Origin of the sequence: Kribbella sp. NBC_01510, assembly GCF_045040325.1 — a bacterium.
Taxonomy (GTDB): Bacteria; Actinomycetota; Actinomycetes; order Propionibacteriales; family Kribbellaceae; genus Kribbella.
In genome coordinates this window covers 2,771,392-2,794,408 of record NZ_CP109418.1, presented here as the reverse complement: position 1 = coordinate 2,794,408, position 23,017 = coordinate 2,771,392, and the positions used below count along the sequence as shown (strand labels likewise).

The following is a 23,017-nucleotide window of genomic DNA, read 5'->3' as shown; positions in this document are numbered from 1 at the left end:
GCGTTCCGGGGGCCTTCGGAGTACGACGCGGCGGGCCTAGTCCTCGTCAGCCTTGCCGGACTCGAGGTTGGACTTGATCAGGTCCATCACGGTGGAGTCGGCGAGGGTGGTGACGTCGCCGACCTCGCGTTTCTCGGCGATGTCGCGGAGGAGGCGGCGCATGATCTTGCCGGAGCGGGTCTTCGGCAGCTCGGCGACGACCATGATCTGGCGAGGCTTCGCGATCGGGCCGATCTCCTTGGCGACGTGGTTGCGGAGTTCCTGGACGACGTCGGGACCACCGTCACCGGCCTCGGACCTCAGAATCACGAAGGCGGCGATCGCCTGGCCGGTGGTCGGGTCGGAAGCGCCGACGACCGCGGCCTCGGCGACCTTCGGGTGTGAGACCAGCGCGGACTCGATCTCCGTGGTGGACAGCCGGTGGCCGGACACGTTCATCACGTCGTCGACCCGGCCGAGCAGCCACAGGTCGCCGTCCTCGTCCTTCTTCGCACCGTCACCGGCGAAGTACATCCCCGGCCAGCGGGACCAGTAGGTCTCGACGAACCGCTGGTCGTCGCCCCACAGCGTGCGCAGCATGGCCGGCCACGGCTTGGTGATGACCAGGTAACCGCCGGAACCGTCCGGCACCGACTTGCCCGCGTCGTCGACGACGTCCACGCTGACACCCGGGATCGCCTTCATCGCGGCACCCGGCTTACCCGCGGTCACGCCCGGCAACGGCGAGATCATGTGCATGCCGGTCTCGGTCTGCCACCAGGTGTCGACCACCGGCGCCTTGTTCCCGCCGATGTTCTCGCGGTACCAGATGTAGGCCTCCGGGTTGATCGGCTCGCCGACCGACCCGATCACCCGCAGACTCGACAGGTCGAACTTCTCCGGGATGTCCTTGCCCCACTTCATGAAGGTCCGGATCGCGGTCGGCGCGCAGTACAGGATCGAGACCTTGTACTTCTGCACGATCTCCCACCAGCGGCCCTGGTGCGGGGTGTCCGGGGTGCCTTCGTAGAGCACGGACGTGGTCGCGTTCGCGAGGGCGCCGTACACGATGTAGCTGTGGCCGGTGACCCAGCCGATGTCGGCCGCGGTCCAGTACACGTCGGTGTCCGGCTTGAGGTCGAACACGCCCCACTGGGTGTACGACGTACCGACCAGGTAGCCGCCGGTTGTGTGCAGGATGCCCTTCGGCTTGCCGGTGCTGCCGGACGTGTACATCACGTACAGCGGGTGCTCGGCGTCGAAGGCCTCCGGCGTGTGCTCGGGCGACTGCTTCGCGACGAAGTCGTCCCACCACAGGTCGCGGCCGTCCACCATCGCGGTGTCCTGGCCGGTACGGCGTACTACGAGCACGTTGCGCACATCGGGGCAGTCCACCAGCGCGGCGTCCACCGCGGGCTTCAGCGCTGCTGCGGCGCCACGGCGGTAGCCGCCGTCGGAAGTGATCACCACGCGGGCGTCGCAGTCCTGGATGCGGCCCTTCAGTGCGTCCGCGGAGAAGCCGCCGAAGATGACCGTGTGCGGGGCACCGATCCGGGCGCAGGCGAGCATCGCGACCACGGTCTCGGGGATCATCGGCATGTAGATGGCGACGATGTCGCCGGGCCTGACGTTCAGCTCGAGCAGCGCGTTGGCGGCCTGGCTGACCTCGTCCTTGAGCTGGGCATAGGTGATCTCCCGGGTGTCGCCGGGCTCGCCCTCGAAGTAGTACGCGACCTTGTCGCCGAGGCCGTTCTCCACGTGCCGGTCGACGCAGTTGTACGCCGCGTTCAGCTTGCCGTCGGCGTACCACTTCGCGAACGGCGGGTTGCTCCAGTCCAGCGTCTCGGTCGGCTCGGTGGCCCAGGTCAGCCGCTTGGCCTGCTCGGCCCAGAACCCCTCGAAGTCGGCGGCGGCGCGGTCGTAGGCGTCGGCCTTGAGGTTCGCGTGCGCGGCGAGCTCGGCCGGCGGCTCGAACCTGCGCTCCTCGTGCATCAGGTTCGACAGTGCCTCGGACTGGCCCCCTGCCTGGGCGGCTCCGGACTGGGGTGACTCTGCATTCGTCACGTCGACGACTCCTCCTCGCTGGCTTCGGCGCGCTGGCGCGCCCGCCACCTTTCTACCAACGCCGGAGCCGAGGCGGAACCGGTGTATCGCCGAGCAGCCCCCGATCTGCGCCGAACAGGACCAATTCCAGGCCGGGCGGCCGGAGATTCCGGCGTACGACGGAACCGTTCGGACGGCCCGTGCATCGGAGTGGTCGTGAACGCGACGCAGCCGAAACCCCAGATGCCCGAGCCGACTGCTTCCGCCGCGGGGCCCCGGAAGATCTCCCGCGCCGCCCGCCGCCGGGTCCACGCCCGCGAGCACCGCGTTCGCCGTACCCAGAAGGCTGCTCGCGCTCAGCTCCCGGTCTGGTAGCTACTGGTGCTGGGCGAGGAGGCGGCCGAGGAGAGTTGTCAGGCGGCCGCGGTCCGCCGGTGAGAGCGCGGCGAAGATCTCGTCCTGGGCCCTCGTGGCCAGGGTGGTCAGGCGCCTGTACTGCCGGCGGCCCGACGGGGTGATCGTGATGATGTTGCAGCGCCCGTCGTCCGGGTCCGGTGAGCGTTCGACGTACCCGTCCGCCTCGAGTTCGTTGAGAGCGGCAACCACGTCGCTGCGGTCGATGCAGCTGCGCCGGCCGAGCGCCGCCTGACTGGCCGATCCGAACTCGACCAGCGTCGCGAGCAGCCGGAAGTGATAGCCCCGCGCACCACCCGCGGCGAACGCCTCGCCGACGATCCGCTGCGCGTGCGTCGCGCTCTGCGTCAGCAACCAGCTCGGCAACTGCGTCAACACACTCGGCGTCTGCTCGTCCACGCCGCGCAGTCTAACCATTGGCTGACCCTACGAATCCCGCGCGTCGAGCAGTTCGTCCCAGTGCTCGGCCGTCCACTCGCAGACCACCCGCATCGGCTCGAGCAGACTCCGGCCGAGCTCGGTCAGCTCGTACGTCACCCGCCGTACCGGTGTGGTGTGCTCGGTCCGGTGGACGAAACCGTCCCGCTCGAGCGCGCGCAGCGACTGGGTGAGCACCTTGGGACTGACCCGCGCCAACGGCACCCGCAGCTCGGAGAACCGCCGCGGCCCGTCCTCCAGGCAGCGGATCACCAGCCCGGCCCACTTGTCCCCGCCGATCCGGAACGGCAGCAGGGACGACGGGCAGATCTCCTCGAACATGTCCGTCCGCAACGCCTCCATGGCATTCACGGTATCCAACCGGTAACCGGCCCGCCCTTTACGGTCGCGGCATCAGCGGATCGAGGAGGTTGCAGTGAGCAAGATTCTTGTCATCGGGGCTCGTGGCCGAGCCGGGCGGGCAGCTGTGGAGGAGGGGCGCCGGCGAGGTCACGAGGTGACGGCTGTCGCGCGTACGGCGGGAGACGGACTGGTGGGTGGTGACGTGACTGATGCGGAGCGGATCGCCGAGCTCGCGGTGGACCACGACGCCGTGATCGCGGCCGTGTACGACGGCGGCACGGACCCGGCCGTGTTCTTCCCTCGGGCGTCCCGAGCGCTCGTCGACGCTCTGGAGAAGGCTCAGGTCGACCGTCTGATCTGGGTCGGCCTCGCGTCGGTCCTCCCCACTGCCGACGGCACCCTGCTGATGGACACCCGCGGCTACCCGCAGGAGTACCGGTCGTTCTACCTCGCGCACCGCACGGCGCTGGAGACCTTCGCGGCGTCGACACTCGACTGGGTCTCGGTGGCACCGGCCGGCGACTTCGACCATGCCGACCCGACGCGCTCCGGCGGCTACCGCGTCGTACCAGGCGACGCTGCCGGGCTGATCTCGTACGCCGATCTCGCTATCGCGCTCGTGGACGAGGTGGACCAGCCTGCCCATCATCGCGCGGCTCTCGGCGTAGTGGTCTAGACGGGGTTCTCGCGGGCGGGGCGGCGGGGCGGTAGGTTCAGCGGCATGGCTGGGGCCGAGGGGTACTTGCAGAAGGCGTTGGAGATCGCGCAGCGGGCTGCGGAGACGCAGGTCGGGCCGATTCGGGTCGCGGCCGGGTTGGTGGTCGAGGCGCTGACCACCGGGAAGCGGTTCTGGGTGTTCGGGACCGGGCACAGTCACGTGCTCGCCGAGGAGTTGTACGGGCGGGCCGGCGGGCTGGCCGACGTCCGGGCGGTGCTCGAACCCGGGCTGATGCTGCACGAGGGGTTGCAGAAGAGTTCGCTGCTCGAGCGGTTGCCCGGGCTGGCCGACGTACTCCTGGAGATCAACGAGATCGCCTCGGGTGACGTCGTACTGATCGCGTCGAACTCGGGGCGGAACGCCGTACCCGTGGAGTTCGCGCTCGGGGCCCGCAAACGGGGTGCGCAGGTGATCGTGCTGACGTCGATGGCCCACAGTACGGCGACGACGTCGCGGGCCCCGGGTGGTCAGCGGCTGTTCGAGACCGCGGACGTGGTGATCGACAACTGCGGCGTCCCCGGCGACGCCCTGATCGAGGTCGACGGCAGCCCCGAACGCACCGGAGCCACCTCAACCATGGTCGGCGCCATGCTCGTCCAGGCCCTCACGGTCGAGATCGTCACCCGCCTCGCCGAGTCCGGCCAAACCCCAAATGTCCTACGCAGCCTGAACGTATAGGCCGGGTCAGGTCGCGCGGTAGGCGACGGTGATGTCGTAGCGGTCGGAGCGGTAGGTGGAGCGGCCGAACTCGATGACCTCGTCGGAGGCGGTGCGGGGCGCTGAGGTGATGATCAGGCAGGGGGTGGTGGAGTCGATCTCGAGGAGGGCGGCGTCGCCGGGCTCGGGCGGGGCGGCGACGATCGACGCCGAGACCATGCCGAGGGTGACGCCCCAGCGGGACGACAGTTCGCCGTACAGCGAGTTCTCGCCGAAGTCGATGTCTTCGAGGCCGGGGTAGCGGTGCAGGGACAGCGCGGTGCGCTCGATCGCCATCGGCTCGCCGTCGGCGGTGCGTAGCCGGACCAGGTGCAGCACGGGGGTGCCGACCGGCTCCTCCAGCTCGCGGGCCAGGTCCTCGTCGGCCGAGCCGACCCGGTGCTCCAGCACCTTGGCGCCGGGCTTGATACCGCGGTTGATCATGTCCTGGCTGAACGACGACGCGAGCATCCGGGACGGCCGCGGCTCGGCGACGAAGGTGCCGCCACCGGGGCGCCGGGCGGCCAGGCCCTCGGCCACCACTCGGTCCACCTCCTGGCGCACGGTCATCCGGGCCACACCGAAGCGCTCCGCCAGGACGCGCTCGGAGGGCAGCACGGTACCGACGGCGAGGGATCGGGTGAGGTTCTCCAGAATCTCGCGGATCTGGTCACCCTTCGGCCGATCGGTCCGAAGCTCCGTGGGGAGTTCGGCGAGGTCGCCGGGGTTGTTCCTTGGGCGGGCCATGAGGTCAGTATCCCTGGGAATCTGCCCGGCAAACCGGTTGCCGGGGGTCGCGAGCCGCGGTCGTGCTCCTGATCATTCGAGTGCCTCGGCCGCCTTGACATCGCTGTCCCGAACGACCTTGTCAGCCTGACTGTAACGGCTGCTACCACTTCACGGCCAGTGAGCCATCCACAGGTTGCAGGAATTTCGGACCGGGTAGTTTCGTCATCATGACCGCGGCACAGTTCGCACAGGAGAGCTCATCCACCGGCGAGTGGAAGCGGCAGGGCAATCGATTCACTGGCCGGATCACCCGCGATTCCCGATCCGCGCCCGGCCAGGGCCCGGACGATCAGGGCCGCTGGCCGGTCGAGCCCGGTCGGTACCGGCTGGTGGTGAGCCTGGCCTGCCCGTGGGCGCACCGGTCGGTGATCGTCCGGCGTCTGCTCGGCCTGGAGGACGCGATCAGCCTGGCGATCGTCGACCCGATCCGGGACGAGCGCGGCTGGCGGTTCACCCTGGACCCGGACGGCCGCGACCCGGTGCTCGGCATCGAGTTCCTGTCCGAGGCCTACCTGCGGACGGACCCGTCGTACGACGGCCGCGTGACGGTGCCCGCGATCATCGACACCCGCACCGGCGAAGTGGTCACCAACGACTACCCGCAGATCACGCTCGACTTCTCGACCGAGTGGACCGACTTCCACCGCGAGGGCGCACCCCAGTTGATCCCACCGGACCGCGCCGAGATGGACGAGTTGATCGAGGACATCTACCGGGACGTGAACAACGGCGTCTACCGGTGCGGCTTCGCGACCAGCCAGGAGGCGTACGAGGCGGCGTACGACGCTCTGTTCGCGCGGCTCGACGTCCTCGAGGAGCGGCTGGCAGACCGCGCGTACCTGCTCGGGGACACGCTCCGCGAGGTCGACGTCCGCCTCTTCACCACCCTGGTCCGCTTCGACGCGGTCTACCACGGCCATTTCAAGTGCAACCGCCAGAAGCTGACCGAGTTCCCCCACCTGTGGGCCTACGCCCGCCGCCTCTTCCAACTCCCGTCCTTCGGCGAGACGGTCGACTTCGACCAGATCAAGCGCCACTACTACGTCACCCACGACACGATCAACCCCACCGGCATCGTCCCCAAGGGCCCGGACCCGCGCGTCTGGACCACCTGATCAGAGGGCGGGCCTGCCCGTAGGTACTTGCTCTCGGCAACCTTCGGCGCACTGACGAAGGCCTCCTCCAGGCCGATGGTCTTATCGTTGAGGGACTGATCCAAGATGGCGGGAGTCGCGATGATCGACGTGCTGGTCCTCGACGTCAACGAGACGCTGACCGACCTCGAGTCGCTGCGGGACGGATTCGTCGCGGCCGGCCTGCCCGCGCACAGTCTGGACACGTGGTTCGCGGCGACCCTGCGGGACGGGTTCGCGCTGACCGCGGCCGGGGCGTACGCCGACTTCCGCGTGGTCGGCGGTGACGTCCTGGCGAGCCAGTTGGCCGCCGCTGGGATCGACCCCACCGAGGAGACGATCAACGGCGTACTGTCCGGCTTCACGCGTCTTACGCTGCACCCGGACGTCGAGCCGGGACTCCGCCGGCTGCACGAGTCCGGCGTACGGATCATCACCTTGACCAACGGATCGGCGGCGATGTCCGAGCGTGTCTTCACCGAGGGCGGGATCATGCCGTTGCTCGAACACCGACTCGACGTCGCCGCACCCCAACGCTGGAAGCCCCACCCGGACGCCTACCGGTACGCCGCTGACGTGTGCGGCGTGCCCGTGGGGCGGATGGCGCTGGCCGCGGTCCATCCGTGGGACATCGACGGCGCCCAGCGGGCCGGTCTGCAGGGGATCTACATCGACCGGCGGAGTACGCCGTACCCGAAGGCCTTCCTGACACCGGACATCGTGGCCGAGGACTTCCTGGCGCTCGCGGACTCGCTTCAGGCGAAGGCGAAGTAGCGCAGCCAGAGGTACGGCACGGCAATGGCGATCGTGATCGCGGTCATCACCAGCCCCTTTCGGGTGAAGGCCCAGAAGCTGATCGGTGACCCGGCCCGCAGCGCGAGGCCGATCACCACCACGTTGGCGCTCGCGCCGACAGCCGTCGCGTTGCCGCCGAAGTCGGCTCCGATCGCGAGCGCCCACCAGAGTGCGTGTGCCTGAGCGGGGTCCGCGATGCCTTTCGTGAGCTCCAGAACGACCGGACTCATGGTGGCCACGTACGGGATGTTGTCGACGATGCCGGACAGCACCGCGGAGACGACCAGGATCAGCATCACGGTGAGCAGGACGTGTCCCTCGGTCGCCGAGCCGACCCGGTCGGCCAGGTCCGTGATCACACCGGTCTTGACCAGGGCGCCTACCATGACGAACAGGCCGGCGAAGAACAGCAGTGTCTGCCACTCGACGCTCGACATGTAGTCCCGCGTCGGGACCTTCGAGATCAGCACCAGGACGCCCGCCCCGAGCAGCGCCACGATCGACGGCTCGATGTGCAGGAACGACTGCCCGACGAAGCCGACGAAGACGAGCAGCAGGACGGCACCGCACTTGATCAGCAGGGTCCGGTCCTCGATCGCCTCGCGCTCGTTCAGCCGCATCACGTCGTTCACGCGCTCGGGATCGACCTCGAACGACCCTTTGAACAGCCGCGGCAGCACCAGGCAGAACACGATCAGCACGATCACGACCAGCGGGGTCATGTTGATCAGGAAGTCGTTGAAGGTCAGGCCGGACCGGCTCGCGATGATGATGTTCGGCGGGTCGCCGATCAGCGTGGCCGCACCGCCGATGTTCGAGGCCATCACCTGGGCGATCAGGAACGGGATCGGGTCGATGCCGAGCCGGTCGCAGACCAGCAGCGTCACCGGAACAACCAGCAGCACTGTAGTCACGTTGTCCAGGAACGCCGACGCGGTCGCGGTGATCAGCGTCAGCAGGATCATCACCCGCAGCGGCGATCCCTTGGCCCGCTTGGCCGCCCAGATCGCGACGTACTCGAAGACACCGGTACGGCGGAGCACACCGACGATCACCATCATCCCGAACAGCAGGAAGATGACATTCCAGTCGACCCCGGTGTCAGGCGAGTAGAACGCATGATCGGAGTCCGTCACCCTGAGCGCGAGCAGCACGCCGGCACCACCGAGTGCGGCCAGCAGTTTGTGGACCCGCTCGGTCGCGATCAGCACATAGGCGATCACGAACACCGAAACCGCGACGACCGTCATGCGGTCATCGCGCTGTCGGTCAGTGCGGAGTGATCGCCTGCTCGAGCAGGCGGGACGCGGTGATCGCTCCGAGGATGTGACGGTCGCGGACCACGACCACCAGTGGGCTGCGCAGCCGGGCCATGATGGCGGCGATCTCGAGGATCGTGTCGTCGTGGTTGACCACCGCGATCTCGCGGGGCTCGTCCGGCAGCAGCTTGCGGACCGTCAGCCCGGTGAGCTTGTCGGCGATCCGATCCGCGAGGGACTCGTCGATCACCCGGGCCAGCGACGGGTCGTCCTGGACGTAGCGGGGAACCAAGAAGCGGACCACCTGCGAGGCCGGCAGAACGCAGCACGGGCTGCCGTCGGCCTGTGTCACGATCAGCCCGGGCAGCCGATGTGACGCCAGCAGCTCGACCGCCTGCCGGGCGTCGTCGTCCAGGCTCACCACCGGGAACTCTTCGGCCAGTTGCTCTCCGTGCACATCTGCAGCGTACGCCGGGATGCGGCCGCCGGATGATCCCTCTCACGCGGCTCTGACAGACGGTGCGCACAAGACCTCCCGGGCAACGGCGACCGGCTCGCACCCCGGCGTGGGCACGAGCATGCCGACCAGACTTCCCGGCGCACCGCCCCCAACCCTGCCGCAAGCGGGCAGCGCAGGCAAACACCAACAGTTAGAATCGCCCTGTCGGAATCGCCGTCCGGCGGACGCGGCGACCTGATCACACGGTGTGCCGGGAAGCCTGGTCGGCAGTGTCCGAAACGACCCCGAACAAAGGGCTTCGAGCATGAGCCAGACTCGGCGGATCCGGCAGAAGAAGCGCGCGTTCCCGCGAATTCTCGGGCACGAACGAGCCTTCCTGGCCGACACACTCCGTGCTGAGACCACGGGTGGACTGCTACTCCTGGCCGCTGCGGTGGTCGCGCTGGTCTGGGCCAACTCACCCTGGCAGGACAGCTACCACCACCTGCTCGAAACCCAGCTCGGACCGCTGACTGTCGAGGGCTGGACTTCTGACGGAGCTCTGACACTGTTCTTCTACCTGGCCGGTGTCGAGCTGAAGCGGGAGCTGGTGGTCGGCACGCTGTCGAAGCTGAGCGAAGCGGTGGTGCCGGTGGTCGCGGCCCTCGCCGGAATGGTGCTCCCGGCAATCATCTACCTGGCGGTGAACCTGACCGCCAGCCACGGCCGGCCGAGCGGCTGGGCGGTGCCGACGGCAACGGATATCGCGTTCGCCCTGGCCGTGCTGGCGATCGTCGGGTCGTCGTTGCCGAGCGCGCTGCGGGCGTTCCTGCTGACGCTGGCGGTGGTCGACGACTTCGGCGCGATCCTGGTGATCGCGGTGTTCTTCTCGCACGGCTTCCACCTGCTCCCGCTGCTCGCCTCGATCGCCCTGATCGCGCTCTGGTACCTGCTGCAGCACCGCCGCGTCAGGACGCCGTTCCTGTACATTCCGATCGCCATCGGCGCCTGGTGGTTCATGCACGAGTCGGGGATCCACGCGACGATCGCCGGGGTGGCGCTCGGGCTGGTCACGCGGGTGGTGCCGGATCCGGGTGAGGAGCACGCACCGGCCGAGCGGATCGAGCACCGGCTCCGGCCGTGGGTCGCGGGCATCGCCGTACCGCTGTTCGCGCTGTTCGCGGCCGGGGTGACGCTGAGCGGCAGCGCCGTGCGGCAGCTGCTGACCGACCCGGTCGCGATCGGCGTGGTCGCGGGTCTGCTGTTGGGCAAGTCGATCGGGGTGTTCGGCGGGTCGTGGCTGACCGCGCGCTTCACCCGGGCCGAGCTGAACTCCGACCTGGCCTGGCGGGATGTCGCCGCGGTGTCGGTGCTGGCCGGGATCGGGTTCACGGTCGCGCTGCTGATCGCGCAGCTCGCGTTCGGCGCCGATGTCGCCCAGGTCGAGCGCGCGAAGGCCGCCGTACTGATCGCGTCGGTGCTGGCGGCACTGATCGCCGCCATCCTGCTCGCCCGGCGCAACCGGATGTACGCCGACTGAGCCTGGGGTACACGGGGTTGGGGAGTCGCGGCGGTAGTGTCAGGGGACGGACGTGTGGAAGGAGTGCCATGTCGATGGGGCAGAACGGGGATGAGCCCACGATCGGCCAGCTCGTCGCGAACGCCAGCAAGGACCTGTCGGGCCTGGTCCGCGGCGAGATCGAACTGGCGAAGACCGAGCTCAAGAAGACCGCCGTGAAGGCCGGGACCGGCGTCGGCATGTTCGCGGCGGCGGCCTTCCTGCTCGTGCTGGTGATCATCCTGCTGTCGATCGCCGCGGCGTTCGGACTCACCGCGGCCGGGCTGGACCCAGCCATCGCGTTCCTGATCGTTGCCGGGGTCTACCTGCTGATCGCGGTGGTGCTGGTGCTTATCGGGCGGCGGACGTTGGCCGGCGCGAAGGGACCGCAGCGCGCGATAGAGAGCTCGAAGGAGTCGGTCGAGGCGCTCAAGGCGATCGGCAAGGGCGACCAGGAGCCCGCGCTCGAGTCCCGGCCCGAGCCGGGCGTACCGCGCTGAGCCCGGCGGGTGTCGTCGACCTGCTGGTCGACGGGCCTTGGTCGCACTCGCTGGTCGCGGCCAACGGGGCACGGTTCCACGTCGCGGAGTGCGGCGCCGCGGACGACCCGCTCGTCCTCTTCCTGCACGGGTTCCCCGAGTTCTGGTGGGCCTGGCGGCACCAGCTGCCAGTGGTCGCCGAGGCCGGCTACCGCGCCGTGGCCATGGACCTGCGCGGGTACGGCGCCAGCGACAAGACGCCTCGCGGTTACGACCCCTACACCGCCGCTGCTGACGTCTCGGGCGTGATTCGATCCCTCGGCGCCACGGATGCCGTCGTGATCGGCCATGGCTGGGGTGGGTTCATCGCCTGGTCGGCCGCCGTACTCGCACCGCGACAGGTCCGCGGACTGGCGGCTGTCTCCGCGCCACACCCGCTCGTGCTGGCCCGCTCCGGTCTGACGAAGGCGCTGACCCGCACTGCCTGGTTCCAGCTGCCGATCCTCCCGGAGCGCCGGCTGCTGGCTCAGGACGGCATCCACATCGAGGGACTCCTCCGCGCCTGGTCCGCGCCCGGAGGCACGTTCCCGGACGCGGAGGCGTCCCGCCGCTACCGCGCGGCACTGCAGGTCTGGCCGGCCCCGCACTGCGCGCTCGAGTACCACCGCTGGTTCGCCCGCTCCCGGCTACGTCCTGACGGCCGCAAGTACTCGGCCAGGATGCGTACGCCGATCGACGTGCCCGTGCTGCAGCTCCACGGCGCCCAGGACTCCGCGGTGTCCCCCACCGCGACCACCCCTCCTCGCCTGGCCACGGCCTCCCTCCGCCACGAACTGCTCGCCACCGCCGGTCACTTCCCCCACGAAGAGACCCCGGACCTGTTCAACAGCATGCTGGTCAACTGGCTGGCCAGTCTGGAGTGAGACCTACCAGGTCTGCGTCCGTTGGTCCAAGGTCGCCGTGACGACCCAGGTCTTGTGCTTCTCGATGCGATACTTCGCCCACGTCCAGTGGTTGCAGTCGTGAAAGAGGCTCACGTCGACCTCGGCGTGGTCGGCCTCGTCGGCTATCTCGCTGACCAGGGTCACCCCGACCCGACGGTCGCGGCACGTCGGAGGCGCCGGTGACAGATCCTCGTGGAACGCGATCGGGGCGGTCTTGCGAACAATCGCCGCCATCAGCCTCCTCTGCGGGTCGGAGAAGGCAGGGCCTTTTCCGGCTTTCGACTCGTCCAACACGAACACCGTCTTCCAGCCCTGCCCCGGCGTCACCTGCCGAAGCATCGATTCGATGGCAGCAGCCCAGATCATGGCGTCGTCGCCCTCGGACCGCACCGTCGTACTCACCTGGCCGGCGGGTGACACCGCATCCGGGTCGCCGGCGCGATCGACGCCGTACAAGACTCCGGCCAGTACGACGAGGACCGCGGCGGCCGCGAGCAGCACCGGCCCGGGGTTTCGGCGCTTGGTTGCCAGAGGCAACTCGTCGACCAGATTCTCCTTCTCCGCAAAGGTTTCACGGAGCAGCTGTTCGATATCGTCGTCGGTCAGCTTGGCCATGTCAGTGCTCCTCCTCGGCGGGCAGGTGGGTGCGCAGGGCCGCCAGCCCGCGGGCGGCGTTCGACCTGACGGTTCCGGGTGCGACGCCGAGCACCTCGGCGATCTCGTCGTCCGGCAGGTCTTCGTAGTACCGGAGCACCAGGACCGCGCGCTGCTGGCGCGGCAGCCCGGCGAGCAGACGCCACGCGGCGTCGCGCTGGGCCTGCCGGGAACCGATGTCCTCCTCGGACGGCCGGTCGATCGGCTCGGCGAGCGGGACCTCCCGGCTCTTCAGCAAGCGGCGCCAGCTGAGGAACTCGTTGACCACCATCGTGCGCAGGTACGCCTCAGGGCTTTCCACCGCGCTGATCCGGTCCCACTTCCGGTGCGCGCGGGCGAACACCGTCTGGACCAGGTCCTCCGAGCTGTGCACACCGCCGGTCAGCATCAGGCCGAGCCGGAGCAGTCGCCGCTCGCTCGACGTCACCAGTTCGTCGAACGACAACGCCCGTCTCACCCCATCCGTCGTCACCGTCACACCTCTCCAACGCGGCGGCGGCGCCGATCTGCTGCACGACCTAGGTGCAGCTTTGGGTGGAAACCTCCTGGGTGGCGGTGGAGCCGTCCTTGGCGTCGTCGGAGACCTGGTCGGCGGTGAGGACGTAGCCGGTGCGGTTGTCCTCGACCGAGGCGGCGAAGACCACGCCGTACACGGTGCCCTTGTTCGACAGCAGCGGTCCGCCGGAGTTGCCGGGACGGACCGAGGCCCAGATCGAGTACGCCTCCCGGGTGACCGTGCGGTCGCCGTAGATGTCCGGGCCGCGGAGACGTTCCTCGGATCGGATCCGGGCGGGCTCGGAGTCGAACGGACCGTTCTCCGGGTAGCCGAGGACCACAGCCGGGTCGTCGGCCTTGCCGGTGAAGTCGAAGTCCAACGGCGTCTCGGTCAGCTTGGGCACGTACAGTACGGCGATGTCGGTCTCGGGATCGAAGAGGACAACGGTCGCGTCGTACTTCTTGTTGTTCACCTGGACCTGCGGCGAGCTCACCCCGGCGACGACGTGCGCGTTCGTCATCACCCGCTGCGGCGCGTAGACGAATCCACTGCCCTCGAGGCCGCGCGAGCAACTGGCGACCCCGGTCACCTTCGCAATCCGGCTGTACGCGTCCCGGACCGGCTTCTGCCGGGCGATCGCGGCGTCCGGCGGTTGCGTCTCGCGGATCCGCTCGGGCACGAACGGATCGAGGAAGCGCGGGAACAGATCGGTGTTGACCACGTCGTTGAACGACTGCAGGGCCCGGTCGGCGCTGCTCGGCAGCAGCTCGTCGACCTTCGCCAGCACCTGCGAGCCACGCACCGCCGACGTCACGCTGGGGATCCGCGCCCCGCTGACCGCGACGCCGAGCACCCAGGACACGATCAGCACCGACACCGCCGCCAGCGCGGCGCCGCCGAGCGCGTCGAGGAACTTCACCGGCCGCCAGGACATCCTGTTCCGCAGTCTGGACCCGAGGACGGCGCCGAGCGTCCGGCCGATCGAGGCCAGCAGCACCACCAGTACCAGCGCGGCGAACGACACCGACACGCTCGGCGAGAAGTTGTCGAGCACCCGCGGCACGCCCCAGACCCCGATGGCGGCACCGGCGAGCAGGCCGAGGGTGGCGCAGGCGCCCAGCACGAACCCCTCGATGTATCCCGAGATCGCCACCAGCGCGGTCACGATCACCAACGCCCAGTCGAGCTTGCTCACTCCGCACCTTCCGGCTCTTCACCTGTCGACCGGCCGAGGTCGTGCTCGATGGCGGTCAGCCGCCGCACGTCCTCCGGCCGTCGCCCCTCGCTCCGCCAGGCCGCCTCGACCAGTCGGTCGGGCAACGGTACGACGAGCGAGGGGTCCCAGTCGCGCGCCCACCCGCCGAGCAGGAGCAATTTGTCCAGCAGCCCGGCGGTGAAGCCCCAGATGTAGAGGTCGCCGATGGTGAAGGCCGGCCCGGTGAAGCCGGACGGGTGCAGGCAGCTGATCCGGTTCGCCGGGTCGGCCAGCGCGCGCAGCGGCACGGTGTGCACCGAGGCGACCTCGGCCGGGTCGACCACCGCGACCGGCGACGGCTCCCGCCACCAGGCCAGCACCGGCGACACGCCGAAGTTGCTGACCGGCACCCACAACGCCGGCCAGACCGCGAACGGTACGACGCCGGCCGGATCGAGCCCGGTCTCCTCCTCGGCCTCACGCAACGCGGTCCGCACCAGTCCCTCGTCGCCGGTGCCGTCCTCCGGATCGACACCACCGCCGGGGAACGCCATCTGGCCGGCGTGCTTGCGCAACGTCCAGGCCCGCTCGGTCAGCAGCACCTCCGGCCCATCGTTGCCATCAGCAAGCAAAATCAGCACGGCGGACTTCCGCACCGACGGATCGTCCGGCGGCAGGAACCTCGACAACTCGTTCGGATCAACCGCCTCCGACGCCTTCGCCAACGTCTCGAGCCACTCGGGGATCTCCACACCTTCGAACGTCATGGTGTGACCCCTAGCTTGTCCTTCACCAGTTGGTCGAGTTGTTGCTGCGAGGTGAGGACGCCGCGGTGTACGAAGACGACGACGCCGTCCTGGTTCACGAACGCCGTCAATGGCGGACCGCCGACCTTCAACGGTGACTGGATCGCCTTGTCCTGGTCGACCAGGTGTGGGTAGGCGAGTCCTTCGTCGGTCGCGAACCGCACCGCGAGCTCGGGTCGCGGGTCGGCGTAGTCGATCCCCAGCATCCGCACCTTGCCCGACTTGGCCAGCTTCGCCAGGTACGGCGCTTCGTCGCGACAGGGACCGCACCACTGCGCCCACACGTTCACCACCAGCGGACCACGCAGGTCGGCGAGCCGGATGTCCGGTCCGCCGCCCAGGCACGGCAGGCTGACGTCCGGCATCCCGTCGCCGACCGGCGGCTTGGACGGCGTCGCCGGGCAGGGAGCGAGCTTGTCCGCGCCGGCCACCGCAGTCGGAGTGGTGGCCGACGGGGTCGCGGCGGGCTGTTCGGATCCACACGACGCCAGGACCAGTCCGGCGACGAGCCAGCCGATCGCGCACAGCGTCGTACGGAAGTTCACGCGGGGACCTTCACCAGCTTCGCCGCCGCGACGGGGTCGGTCGGGCCGGTGCCGTACGACGGGCACCACTGGGCGACCGGGCAGGCGCCGCAGGCCGGCTTCTTGGCGTGGCAGCGGCGGCGGCCGTGGAAGATCAGCCGGTGCGACAGCATCGTCCAGTCCTTCTTCGGGAACAGGGCGCCGATGATGTGCTCGACCTTGACCGGGTCCTCCTCGGTCGTCCAGCCGAACCGCCGGACCAGCCGGCCGAAGTGCGTGTCGACCGTGATGCCCGGGATGCCGAAGGCGTTGCCGAGGACGACGTTCGCGGTCTTGCGGCCGGTGCCGGGGAGCTTGACCAGCTCGTCCAGCTTGTTCGGCACGATGCCGTCGTACTCGTCGACCAGGGCCTGGCCGAGCTTGATCACGCTGTTGGTCTTGGCCCGGAAGAATCCGGTCGGCTTGAGGATCGCCTCCATCTCCTCCCGGTCGGCCTCGGCGTACGCCTGCGCGGTCGGGTACCTGGCGAAGAGGGTCGGGGTCACCTTGTTCACCGTGACGTCGGTGGTCTGGGCCGACAGGATGGTGGCCACCAGCAACTCGAGCGGGCTGGTGAAGTCCAGCTCGCAGTGAGCGTCCGGATACGCCTCGGTGAGCACCTTGTGCATCTTCCGGGCCCGGCGGACCAGCTGGGTGGGGGTCTCGTCGGTATAGACCGGCGCCTTGCGGGGGAGCTTCAGCGGCACCACCGCGAGGGGCTCCGCGACACGCTGAGATGGCATGGAGGCAAGCCTACGTGGCGGTCCCGACACCGGAGGGGCTACGGTTTTGGGGCAACCGGGTGTGAACGACCCGGTGCCGGGCGGGGTCGATCCCCCGTTCGCAGCCGTGGTCGAAGGTCCTAGGAGGCCCAAAGTGGATGCCGCAGTGCTCCGACAGGCACCGCTGTTCAGTCAGCTCGACGACGAGGCGGCCGACGCCCTGGCCGCATCGATGACCGAGAGCCGGCTGCGCCGCGGTCAGGTGCTGTTCCACGAGGGCGATTCCGGTGACCGGCTGTTCATCGTGGTCGAGGGCAAGGTCAAGCTCGGCCGCACCTCCGCGGACGGCCGGGAGAACCTGATCGCCGTGCTCGGCCCGGGCCAGATGTTCGGTGAGCTGTCGCTGTTCGACCCGGGACCGCGGTCCGCGACCGTCACCGCCGTCACCGACGCCTCGATCATGTCGCTGACCCACGACGAGCTGCTCCGCTGGCTGGACGGCCGCCCCGCGGTGGCCCGTGGCCTGCTGCTCCAGCTGGCCTCCCGGCTGCGCAAGGTCTCCGACGTCGTGGCCGACCTGGTCTTCTCCGACGTACCGGGCCGGGTCGCCAAGGCCCTGCTCGACCTGGCCAGCCGCTTCGGCCGCACTGCCGACGACGGCGTACACGTCCATCACGACCTGACCCAGGAGGAGCTGGCCCAGCTGGTCGGCGCCTCCCGCGAGACCGTCAACAAGGCCCTGGCCGACTTCGCCTCCCGCGGCTGGGTCCGCCTCGAGCCCCGCTCCGTGGTCCTCCTCGACGTAGACCGCCTCCAACGCCGCGCCCGCTAACAGCCCACCCCGTCGACCCGTCGCACCCGGCCGCCGAACCCGCTCGGCCCCGCCGGCCCGCGAACCACGCCCCGCCGAGATGGCTGACCCGCCCGCCCGGGGTTCGGCGAACCCTCCAACTTGGTGGGCATCCCACCAGTTGGAGGGTTGCCCACTGAGAATCTGAGGGGGCAACCCTCCGGCTCGTGGGGCAGGCCGGGCAAGCCCAGCCGGTCAGGCGCGGGCGAAGGCTTGGCGGATGCGGGCCACGACCTGGGCGGGGCGATCGAAGTCGGCCCAGGTCGTACGCACGACCTGCAGGCCGAGCGCCCGCGGCCGGTCCTCCCGAAGCTTCTCCCGGACCAGGCTTTCGGGCGTCCCACCGGCGTACTTGACCAGACCGTCGAACTCGACCACCGTCCGCTGGTCGGGGAAGTAGAAGTCAACCCGGGCCACGAAGCCGTCCGCGTCGGTGAACACCACCTGGAGCAGAGGAGCCGGAAGGCCGTAGGTGTACATCAGGACTCGCAGCCGCGACTCCCCTACGGACTCCGACAACGGATCGCTGAAGTCCAAGGCAGCTCTCGCCGTCGCACTACCGGGCCAGAACTCGGTGACCCCGAGCAAACGCCGCAGCTCATCCGCAACGTCCGGATGATCACGACGTACGGCGTCGGCACTGATCACAGCCGCCTCGAAAGACGACGAACAGGCTGTCTCGAGGAGAGCGCGCGGAACGGCGGTCGCGGGCAGGCCGCTCACCACCGCCAGGTCCGCGTCCGCCAGTTTGCCGCGATGATGGTGCACGCCGCCGATGCGACCGCCGCGGTGGCGGTCGAGTCTGCTGACGTGGACCTCCGCGAGATCCGGTCCCCACAGGGGTACGCCATGCAGCACGAGGGCCGATTGGTGGCTGACGACAACCGTCCCGGGACGCAGGGAGTTCATCACCGCGTGGACAAGGCGCTGGTGCCGCATGATCTGCTGATCCCAGGGCGCGAGGTGGCTCAGATCCACCGCCTCGGCGTACTGGCCGTAGCGGATCCGCTCCCAGCGGCCGTCCCGGATGCGGTCGTGGATCTGGCTGGGCGTATAGCCGGAGTCCGCGGCCTGCACACGGCTGTACACGCCGCCTTGTCCGTCCGCGAGCAGCTTCAACTTCGGGTTCACCCGCCAAGCATGAGCCGCGCCGCCCGTCCCCCGCCGCCCGTCACCCCCAACCTGTGGATAACCGCGCGAACCCACCAGTCCAGTGGACATCCCCTCAGTTGGAGGGTTGCCCACTCAGATTCTCAGTGGGCAACCCTCCAGCTCAGTGGGCAGCCAGCCTCTCAAGGAGCGGAAGCCTCGCGGGACGGGCTAGGAGTTGAGGTAGTCGAGTTGGGCTCGGACGGAGCGTTCGGCGGCGGGCCAGAGGGTTCGGTCTACGTCGGAGTACACGTGTTCGACGACGGCCTCTGGGGTGGTGTGGCCGGCGGCTACTGCTGCGCGGACCTGGTCGAGGCGTTCCTGGCGGTGCTCGAGGTAGAAGTCGAGGACCGCGGTCGGGTCGTCGATGACGGGGCCGTGGCCGGGTAGCAGGCGGTCGACGCCGGCTGGGGAGTTGGCGAAGGCTCGGAGGCGTTCCAGGGAGTCGAGATAGGGGCCGAGGGCACCGTCCGGGTGGGCTACCACGGACGTGCCGCGGCCGAGGACCGTGTCGCCGGTCAGCAGGGAGCCGTCCTGCGGGAGCCAGAAGCAGACCGAGTCCAGGGTGTGACCCGGTGTCGGCAGGACCTCGATCCGGAGGCCGTCGGCGGTGATGACGTCGCCTTCGGACAGTCCGTGAGCGTGGTCGGTGGGGATGCGGAACGCCGGATCCACCGCCCGGACCCCACATCCGGCCTGGTTCGCGAACCAGGCAGCACCCTCGGAGTGATCCGGGTGCTTGTGCGTGAGCAGTACGACGGCGACGTTGCCGGCCGCGTCCAGGACCGCGCGGAGATGGTCCTCCAGCATCGGCCCGGGGTCGACCACCACCGACCGCTCCCCGTCCGGCGCCCGGAGGATCCACGTGTTGGTCCCCTCCAGCGTCATCAGGCCGGGATTGTTCGCGAGCACCCGGCTCGCGTAGTCGGTGACTCTCATGTCGTCTCCAGGTAGGCGTCGTCGCCGTCCACCCGCACGGTCGGCAGGACCGCCCGGATCTCGCGGTCACCCGCCGCGGCCAGGCTGGCGGCGACGTCGGCGTACGGCGTGAGTTCGCGGCAGCACACGTACGTCGGGGGCAGCATCAACAACTCACCGGCCTCGACGGCGGCGACGGCGTCGGCCGGGCGCATCCAGGCGACCTGGTCGGACTCGCTCGTCACGTCCCGAGTGATCTGGCCGGCCGGAAGCGCTGCGACGAAGAAGCAGGTGTCGTACCGCTTGGGCTCGAACTCGGGCGTGATCCAGTGCGCCCACGGACCCAGCAGATCGGCCCGCAGTACCAACCCACGCCCGTGCAGGAACTCGGCAAACCCGAGCTCGCGCGTCTCCAGCGCGATCCGGTCGGCCTCCCAGTCCGCCCCGGTCGTGTCGCCGACCACGGACGAGCTCGACGGCCCCGCCAGCAGTACGCCGGACTCCTCGAACGTCTCCCGTACGGCGGCCGCCACGTAAGCCGCCGCGGTATCGGCCGAGCACCCCAGCCGGTCCGCGAACCAGGCCGGCGACGGCCCGGACCACGAGTCGGCGATGGTCGCGTCGGTCGCGTCGACCCGGCCGCCGGGGAACACGGTCATCCCGGCCGCGAACGCCATCGACCGGTGCCGCCGGAGGAGGTAGACCTCCGGTCCGGCGGCAGTGTCACGCAGCAGGATGACCGTCGACGCCGGCCGCGACTCGACCGGCGTCCGCGCTTCCCGGACGTGCGCCAGCGCCGTCTCGGCCATCCGGCCGGACATCAGCTGCGATGTGAGATCGCGCACTGTCAGCCCACCGCCCCGGTCGGCGGTCAGCCGACCTCGACGATCAGCTCGACCTCGACGGGAGCGTCGAGCGGCAGGACGGGCACGCCGACCGCACTGCGGGCGTGCTGCCCGGCCGCGCCGAAGACCTGGCCGAACAGCTCGGAGGCGCCGTTCGCCACCTGCGGCTGACCGGTGAAGTCCGGCGTGGAGGCGATGAACGCGACCGCCTTGACGATGCGCTTGACGTTCGCCAGGTCGCCGATCTCGGACTTGACCGCGGCCAGCGCGTTCAGCGCGCACTGCTGGGCGCACTCGCTTGCGACCTCGGGGCTGACCGCGTCACCGACCTTGCCGGTCGCGATCAGGGTGCCGTCACGCAGCGGCAGCTGGCCGGACGTGTAGACGAGGTTGCCGGTCCGCACCACCGGGATGTAGGCGGCGACCGGCTTGGCCACCTCGGGCAGCTTCAGGCCGAGCTCGGCCAGCTTCTCCTCGGGGTGGCTCATTTGTCCTCGATCTCCCGCTTGAAGTAGGCGACCAGGTTCTCGGGGTTCAGGCCCGGGACGACCTGGACCAGCTCCCAGCCGTCCTGGCCGAAGTTGTCCAGGATCTCCTTGGTCGAGTGGACCAGCAGCGGTGCGGTGAAGTACTCGAACTTCTTCATGACACGGACTCTAACGGGCTCCGCTCCCGGTGTGCTGTGGGCCACGTCCTACCCTGGAGATCATGGCGAGGCTGCATGTGGTGACCGGTAAAGGGGGCACCGGGAAGACGACTGTTGCGGCTGCCATGGCGTTGTCCCTGGCCGACCAGGGGAAGCGCATTCTGCTGGTCGAGGTCGAAGGACGCCAGGGGCTCGCCCAGCTCTTCGACGTACCCCCGCTTCCGTACGTCGAACGCCGGATCGCCCAGGGGCCCGGTGGCGGCGAGGTGTTCGCGCTGGCCGTGGACGCCGAGGCCGCACTGCTGGAGTACCTCGACATGTACTACCACCTCGGCCGGGCCGGGAAGGCGCTCGAGAAGGTGGGGGCGATCGACTTCGTCACCACGATCGCGCCGGGCCTGCGCGACGTACTGCTGACCGGCAAGGTCTACGAGGCGACGCGACGGAAGTCGCACGGGCGGCTCGCGTACGACGCTGTCGTGCTGGACGCGCCGCCGACCGGGCGGATCGCGCGGTTCCTGAACGTGAACCACGAGGTGGCCGGCCTGGCCAAGGTCGGACCGGTCCGCAACCAGGCGGACGCGATCATGGGCATGATGCGTTCGGACGTCACCCGGATCCACCTGGTCACGCTGCTCGAGGAGATGCCGGTCCAGGAGACCCTGGACGCAGTCGAACAACTCGAGGCCATCGACCTGCGGATCGGATCGATCGTGGTGAACATGGTCCGGAAGAGCCCGCTCGACGACGACGCGCTGGCCCTTGCGGTGAAGGAGAAACTGCCGATCAGCGAGCTGACCAGAGGCCTGCGGGCGGCCGGGCTCACGGCCGGCGGCGAGCTGGTCAAGACGCTGGCCACCGAGGCACACGACCACGCGATCCGGGTCGGACTCGAACGCGAGAACCGCGACCGAATAGATGCCCTGGGCAAGAAGGTCACCGAGCTCGCACTGCAGCCAGAAGGCATCGACCAGGGTGCCCTGGTCGACCTGGCCGAGGAGTTGCGCGGATGAGTGCCCTGCATCTGGATGCGTTGATCGACGACCCGGCGACGCGCATCGTGGTTACCTGCGGCGCGGGCGGGGTCGGCAAGACGACCACGGCCGCGGCACTTGGTCTGCGCGCTGCCGAGCGCGGGCGGAAGGTCGTCGTACTGACGATCGACCCGGCGCGGCGGCTGGCGCAGTCGCTCGGGCTGACCGAGCTGGACAACACCCCGCGGGCGGTGGCCGACGTCGACACCGCGAACGGCGGCCGGCTGGACGCGATGATGCTGGACATGAAGCGCACCTTCGACGACGTGGTGCTCGCGCACGCGACGCCGGAGAAGGCCGAGCAGATCCTGGCGAATCCCTTCTACGTCGCGCTGTCGTCGTCGTTCGCGGGGACGCAGGAGTACATGGCGATGGAGAAGCTCGGCCAGCTGCACAAGCAGGCGGAGGGCACCGGCGAGTGGGACCTGATCGTGGTGGACACCCCGCCGTCGCGGTCGGCGCTGGACTTCCTGGACGCACCGGAGCGGCTGGCGTCCTTGCTGGAGGGACGGTTCCTGCGGTTGCTGCTGGCGCCTGCCCGCGGGCCGTTCAAGCTGATGTCCGCCGGGGTGAACATGGCGATGTCGGTGCTGAACAAAGTGCTCGGTGCTCAGGTGCTGACCGACGTACAGACGTTCGTTGCCGCGTTCGACACGTTGTTCGGTGGTTTCCGACAGCGGGCCGAGCAGACGGTAGCGCTGCTGCGGGAGCCGCACACCGCCTTCCTGGTGGTGGCCGCCCCGCAGAACGACGCGCTCCGGGAGGCGTCGTACTTCGCCGAGCGGTTGCGTGAGGAAGGCATGCCGCTGGCCGGAGTCGTCCTGAACCGGGTGACGAACACGCAGGTGCGGGATCTGTCGGCGGAGCGCTCGCTGGCTGCGGCGGAGCGGCTGGAGGAGGCGGAGAAGTCGCCTCTGACGGCCGCCGTACTGCGGCTGCACGCGGACAAGATGCAGCAGGTGGTCGGCGACCACAAACGCGCGGACCGGTTCCGGCGCGGCCACCGCTCGATCCGGACGGTCGAGGTGCCCGCGCTCGCCGACGATGTGCACGACCTGAGTGGTCTACGCCAGATCGCAGACCTGCTGACTGCCTGATTTCACCGTCAGCGAA

27 protein-coding genes are annotated in these 23,017 nt (G+C 69.4%); 10 read left to right on the top strand and 17 right to left on the bottom strand.

The genetic code is table 11. The features are described from left to right. Positions 1-36 precede the first annotated feature (36 nt). The 3 genes from acs to OG558_RS13975 all read right to left on the bottom strand — a co-directional run bounded on the left by acs (position 37) and on the right by OG558_RS13975 (position 3,216). Entirely contained in the window at positions 37-1,971 is a 1,935-nt protein-coding gene (acs, locus tag OG558_RS13985; protein ID WP_405072162.1) for an acetate--CoA ligase, read from the bottom strand. Positions 1,972-2,397: 426 nt separating this feature from the next. Further along, positions 2,398-2,853, bottom strand: coding sequence for a MarR family winged helix-turn-helix transcriptional regulator (locus OG558_RS13980; protein WP_405070624.1), 456 nt, complete (start codon positions 2,851-2,853; stop codon positions 2,398-2,400). Positions 2,854-2,862: 9 nt separating this feature from the next. Then, the gene (locus OG558_RS13975; protein WP_405070623.1) at positions 2,863-3,216 is read right to left on the bottom strand and encodes a winged helix-turn-helix transcriptional regulator; all 354 of its coding nucleotides are present in this window, start codon (positions 3,214-3,216) and stop codon (positions 2,863-2,865) included. 73 nt (positions 3,217-3,289) lie between these two features. Between OG558_RS13975 and OG558_RS13970 the strand changes: the two genes are divergently transcribed. Both OG558_RS13970 and OG558_RS13965 read left to right on the top strand, forming a co-directional pair. Next, positions 3,290-3,892 (top strand): NAD(P)-dependent oxidoreductase, encoded by a 603-nt coding sequence (locus tag OG558_RS13970; RefSeq protein WP_405070622.1) that lies wholly within the window; start codon positions 3,290-3,292, stop codon positions 3,890-3,892. A 45-nt stretch (positions 3,893-3,937) separates the two neighbouring features. Continuing rightward, complete coding sequence (locus OG558_RS13965; RefSeq protein WP_405070621.1) at positions 3,938-4,612, top strand: sugar isomerase domain-containing protein; 675 nt, start codon at positions 3,938-3,940, stop codon at positions 4,610-4,612. Between the two features lie 6 nt (positions 4,613-4,618). Here the strand turns inward: OG558_RS13965 and OG558_RS13960 are convergent, their stop codons facing one another. After that, positions 4,619-5,377 carry a GntR family transcriptional regulator gene (locus OG558_RS13960; RefSeq protein WP_329483650.1) on the bottom strand — a complete coding sequence of 253 codons (759 nt, stop codon included), beginning with the start codon at positions 5,375-5,377 and terminating at the stop codon, positions 4,619-4,621. Positions 5,378-5,586: 209 nt separating this feature from the next. On the opposite strand from OG558_RS13960, the gene OG558_RS13955 reads away from it, so the two are divergent. Both OG558_RS13955 and OG558_RS13950 read left to right on the top strand, forming a co-directional pair. Next, positions 5,587-6,534 carry a glutathione S-transferase family protein gene (locus OG558_RS13955; RefSeq protein ID WP_405070620.1) on the top strand — a complete coding sequence of 316 codons (948 nt, stop codon included), beginning with the start codon at positions 5,587-5,589 and terminating at the stop codon, positions 6,532-6,534. A gap of 120 nt (positions 6,535-6,654) precedes the next feature. Further along, a complete protein-coding gene (locus tag OG558_RS13950; protein WP_405070619.1) occupies positions 6,655-7,326 on the top strand; it encodes a haloacid dehalogenase type II in 672 nt (223 codons plus the stop codon). Here the strand turns inward: OG558_RS13950 and OG558_RS13945 are convergent. Both OG558_RS13945 and OG558_RS13940 read right to left on the bottom strand, forming a co-directional pair. Then, complete coding sequence (locus OG558_RS13945; RefSeq protein WP_405070618.1) at positions 7,308-8,597, bottom strand: SLC13 family permease; 1,290 nt, start codon at positions 8,595-8,597, stop codon at positions 7,308-7,310. The two genes, OG558_RS13950 and OG558_RS13945, sit on opposite strands and share 19 nt — an antisense overlap. A gap of 19 nt (positions 8,598-8,616) precedes the next feature. Continuing rightward, positions 8,617-9,063: a CBS domain-containing protein gene (locus OG558_RS13940; RefSeq protein WP_405070617.1), complete on the bottom strand. Its 447-nt coding sequence runs from the start codon at positions 9,061-9,063 to the stop codon at positions 8,617-8,619. Positions 9,064-9,370: 307 nt separating this feature from the next. Here OG558_RS13940 and nhaA point away from each other — a divergent pair, with 307 nt between their 5' ends. The 3 genes from nhaA (at position 9,371) to OG558_RS13925 (ending at position 12,005) form a co-directional block, all read left to right on the top strand. Continuing rightward, a complete protein-coding gene (gene nhaA, locus OG558_RS13935; RefSeq protein WP_405070616.1) occupies positions 9,371-10,585 on the top strand; it encodes a Na+/H+ antiporter NhaA in 1,215 nt (404 codons plus the stop codon). A 74-nt stretch (positions 10,586-10,659) separates the two neighbouring features. Then, positions 10,660-11,103: a phage holin family protein gene (locus tag OG558_RS13930; RefSeq protein ID WP_405070615.1), complete on the top strand. Its 444-nt coding sequence runs from the start codon at positions 10,660-10,662 to the stop codon at positions 11,101-11,103. Beyond that, positions 11,100-12,005, top strand: coding sequence for an alpha/beta fold hydrolase (locus OG558_RS13925; RefSeq protein ID WP_405072161.1), 906 nt, complete (start codon positions 11,100-11,102; stop codon positions 12,003-12,005). Before OG558_RS13930 ends, OG558_RS13925 begins: the two co-directional genes overlap by 4 nt. Before the next feature lie 3 nt (positions 12,006-12,008). Here OG558_RS13925 and OG558_RS13920 read toward each other — a convergent pair whose 3' ends face one another. From OG558_RS13920 to nth, 6 genes are read right to left on the bottom strand one after another with little or no spacing between them, the layout of a single operon-like run. Continuing rightward, entirely contained in the window at positions 12,009-12,641 is a 633-nt protein-coding gene (locus OG558_RS13920; RefSeq protein WP_405070614.1) for a hypothetical protein, read from the bottom strand. Between the two features lies 1 nt (position 12,642). Continuing rightward, on the bottom strand, positions 12,643-13,152 hold the full coding sequence (locus tag OG558_RS13915) for a SigE family RNA polymerase sigma factor (RefSeq protein WP_405070613.1): 510 nt from the start codon (positions 13,150-13,152) through the stop codon (positions 12,643-12,645). A gap of 46 nt (positions 13,153-13,198) precedes the next feature. After that, entirely contained in the window at positions 13,199-14,371 is a 1,173-nt protein-coding gene (locus OG558_RS13910) for a MarP family serine protease (RefSeq protein ID WP_329483641.1), read from the bottom strand. Then, positions 14,368-15,138, bottom strand: a complete 771-nt coding sequence (locus tag OG558_RS13905) for an NUDIX hydrolase (protein ID WP_405070612.1) — start codon at positions 15,136-15,138, stop codon at positions 14,368-14,370. The genes OG558_RS13910 and OG558_RS13905 overlap by 4 nt, the downstream gene beginning before the upstream one ends. Then, complete coding sequence (locus OG558_RS13900; RefSeq protein ID WP_405070611.1) at positions 15,135-15,722, bottom strand: TlpA family protein disulfide reductase; 588 nt, start codon at positions 15,720-15,722, stop codon at positions 15,135-15,137. The genes OG558_RS13905 and OG558_RS13900 overlap by 4 nt, the downstream gene beginning before the upstream one ends. Then, positions 15,719-16,483 carry an endonuclease III gene (gene nth, locus OG558_RS13895; protein WP_405070610.1) on the bottom strand — a complete coding sequence of 255 codons (765 nt, stop codon included), beginning with the start codon at positions 16,481-16,483 and terminating at the stop codon, positions 15,719-15,721. Before nth ends, OG558_RS13900 begins: the two co-directional genes overlap by 4 nt. A 133-nt stretch (positions 16,484-16,616) precedes the next feature. Here nth and OG558_RS13890 point away from each other — a divergent pair, with 133 nt between their 5' ends. Continuing rightward, on the top strand, positions 16,617-17,294 hold the full coding sequence (locus OG558_RS13890; RefSeq protein WP_328525327.1) for a Crp/Fnr family transcriptional regulator: 678 nt from the start codon (positions 16,617-16,619) through the stop codon (positions 17,292-17,294). A 213-nt stretch (positions 17,295-17,507) separates the two neighbouring features. Here the strand turns inward: OG558_RS13890 and OG558_RS13885 are convergent, their stop codons facing one another. The 5 genes from OG558_RS13885 to OG558_RS13865 all read right to left on the bottom strand — a co-directional run bounded on the left by OG558_RS13885 (position 17,508) and on the right by OG558_RS13865 (position 20,870). Further along, the gene (locus tag OG558_RS13885) at positions 17,508-18,443 is read right to left on the bottom strand and encodes a hypothetical protein (RefSeq protein ID WP_405070608.1); all 936 of its coding nucleotides are present in this window, start codon (positions 18,441-18,443) and stop codon (positions 17,508-17,510) included. A 189-nt stretch (positions 18,444-18,632) separates the two neighbouring features. Further along, positions 18,633-19,400, bottom strand: a complete 768-nt coding sequence (locus tag OG558_RS13880; protein WP_405070607.1) for an MBL fold metallo-hydrolase — start codon at positions 19,398-19,400, stop codon at positions 18,633-18,635. Continuing rightward, the gene (locus OG558_RS13875) at positions 19,397-20,224 is read right to left on the bottom strand and encodes an NUDIX hydrolase (protein ID WP_405070606.1); all 828 of its coding nucleotides are present in this window, start codon (positions 20,222-20,224) and stop codon (positions 19,397-19,399) included. Before OG558_RS13875 ends, OG558_RS13880 begins: the two co-directional genes overlap by 4 nt. Before the next feature lie 26 nt (positions 20,225-20,250). Next, positions 20,251-20,712, bottom strand: a complete 462-nt coding sequence (locus OG558_RS13870; RefSeq protein ID WP_405070605.1) for a RidA family protein — start codon at positions 20,710-20,712, stop codon at positions 20,251-20,253. Then, positions 20,709-20,870, bottom strand: a complete 162-nt coding sequence (locus tag OG558_RS13865) for a DUF4177 domain-containing protein (RefSeq protein WP_165553378.1) — start codon at positions 20,868-20,870, stop codon at positions 20,709-20,711. Before OG558_RS13865 ends, OG558_RS13870 begins: the two co-directional genes overlap by 4 nt. A gap of 62 nt (positions 20,871-20,932) precedes the next feature. Between OG558_RS13865 and OG558_RS13860 the strand changes: the two genes are divergently transcribed. Together OG558_RS13860 and OG558_RS13855 are read left to right on the top strand one after the other, a co-directional pair. Beyond that, positions 20,933-21,883, top strand: a complete 951-nt coding sequence (locus OG558_RS13860; protein ID WP_329483630.1) for an ArsA-related P-loop ATPase — start codon at positions 20,933-20,935, stop codon at positions 21,881-21,883. Next, positions 21,880-23,001 carry an ArsA family ATPase gene (locus OG558_RS13855; RefSeq protein WP_405070604.1) on the top strand — a complete coding sequence of 374 codons (1,122 nt, stop codon included), beginning with the start codon at positions 21,880-21,882 and terminating at the stop codon, positions 22,999-23,001. The genes OG558_RS13860 and OG558_RS13855 overlap by 4 nt, the downstream gene beginning before the upstream one ends. Positions 23,002-23,017: the final 16 nt, after the last annotated feature.

Coding starts and splice junctions, on each gene's coding strand:
- OG558_RS13980 (WP_405070624.1), bottom strand. CDS start 2,853: ATGGTTAGACTGCGCGGCGTGGACGAGCAGACGCCGAGTGTGTTGACG.
- OG558_RS13920 (WP_405070614.1), bottom strand. CDS start 12,641: ATGGCCAAGCTGACCGACGACGATATCGAACAGCTGCTCCGTGAAACC.
- OG558_RS13975 (WP_405070623.1), bottom strand. CDS start 3,216: ATGGAGGCGTTGCGGACGGACATGTTCGAGGAGATCTGCCCGTCGTCC.
- OG558_RS13930 (WP_405070615.1), top strand. CDS start 10,660: ATGGGGCAGAACGGGGATGAGCCCACGATCGGCCAGCTCGTCGCGAAC.
- OG558_RS13880 (WP_405070607.1), bottom strand. CDS start 19,400: ATGAGAGTCACCGACTACGCGAGCCGGGTGCTCGCGAACAATCCCGGC.
- acs (WP_405072162.1), bottom strand. CDS start 1,971: ATGCACGAGGAGCGCAGGTTCGAGCCGCCGGCCGAGCTCGCCGCGCAC.
- OG558_RS13860 (WP_329483630.1), top strand. CDS start 20,933: ATGGCGAGGCTGCATGTGGTGACCGGTAAAGGGGGCACCGGGAAGACG.
- OG558_RS13960 (WP_329483650.1), bottom strand. CDS start 5,377: ATGGCCCGCCCAAGGAACAACCCCGGCGACCTCGCCGAACTCCCCACG.
- OG558_RS13965 (WP_405070621.1), top strand. CDS start 3,938: ATGGCTGGGGCCGAGGGGTACTTGCAGAAGGCGTTGGAGATCGCGCAG.
- OG558_RS13865 (WP_165553378.1), bottom strand. CDS start 20,870: ATGAAGAAGTTCGAGTACTTCACCGCACCGCTGCTGGTCCACTCGACC.
- OG558_RS13870 (WP_405070605.1), bottom strand. CDS start 20,712: ATGAGCCACCCCGAGGAGAAGCTGGCCGAGCTCGGCCTGAAGCTGCCC.
- nth (WP_405070610.1), bottom strand. CDS start 16,483: ATGCCATCTCAGCGTGTCGCGGAGCCCCTCGCGGTGGTGCCGCTGAAG.
- OG558_RS13945 (WP_405070618.1), bottom strand. CDS start 8,597: ATGACGGTCGTCGCGGTTTCGGTGTTCGTGATCGCCTATGTGCTGATC.
- OG558_RS13855 (WP_405070604.1), top strand. CDS start 21,880: ATGAGTGCCCTGCATCTGGATGCGTTGATCGACGACCCGGCGACGCGC.
- OG558_RS13950 (WP_405070619.1), top strand. CDS start 6,655: ATGATCGACGTGCTGGTCCTCGACGTCAACGAGACGCTGACCGACCTC.
- nhaA (WP_405070616.1), top strand. CDS start 9,371: ATGAGCCAGACTCGGCGGATCCGGCAGAAGAAGCGCGCGTTCCCGCGA.
- OG558_RS13905 (WP_405070612.1), bottom strand. CDS start 15,138: ATGACGTTCGAAGGTGTGGAGATCCCCGAGTGGCTCGAGACGTTGGCG.
- OG558_RS13955 (WP_405070620.1), top strand. CDS start 5,587: ATGACCGCGGCACAGTTCGCACAGGAGAGCTCATCCACCGGCGAGTGG.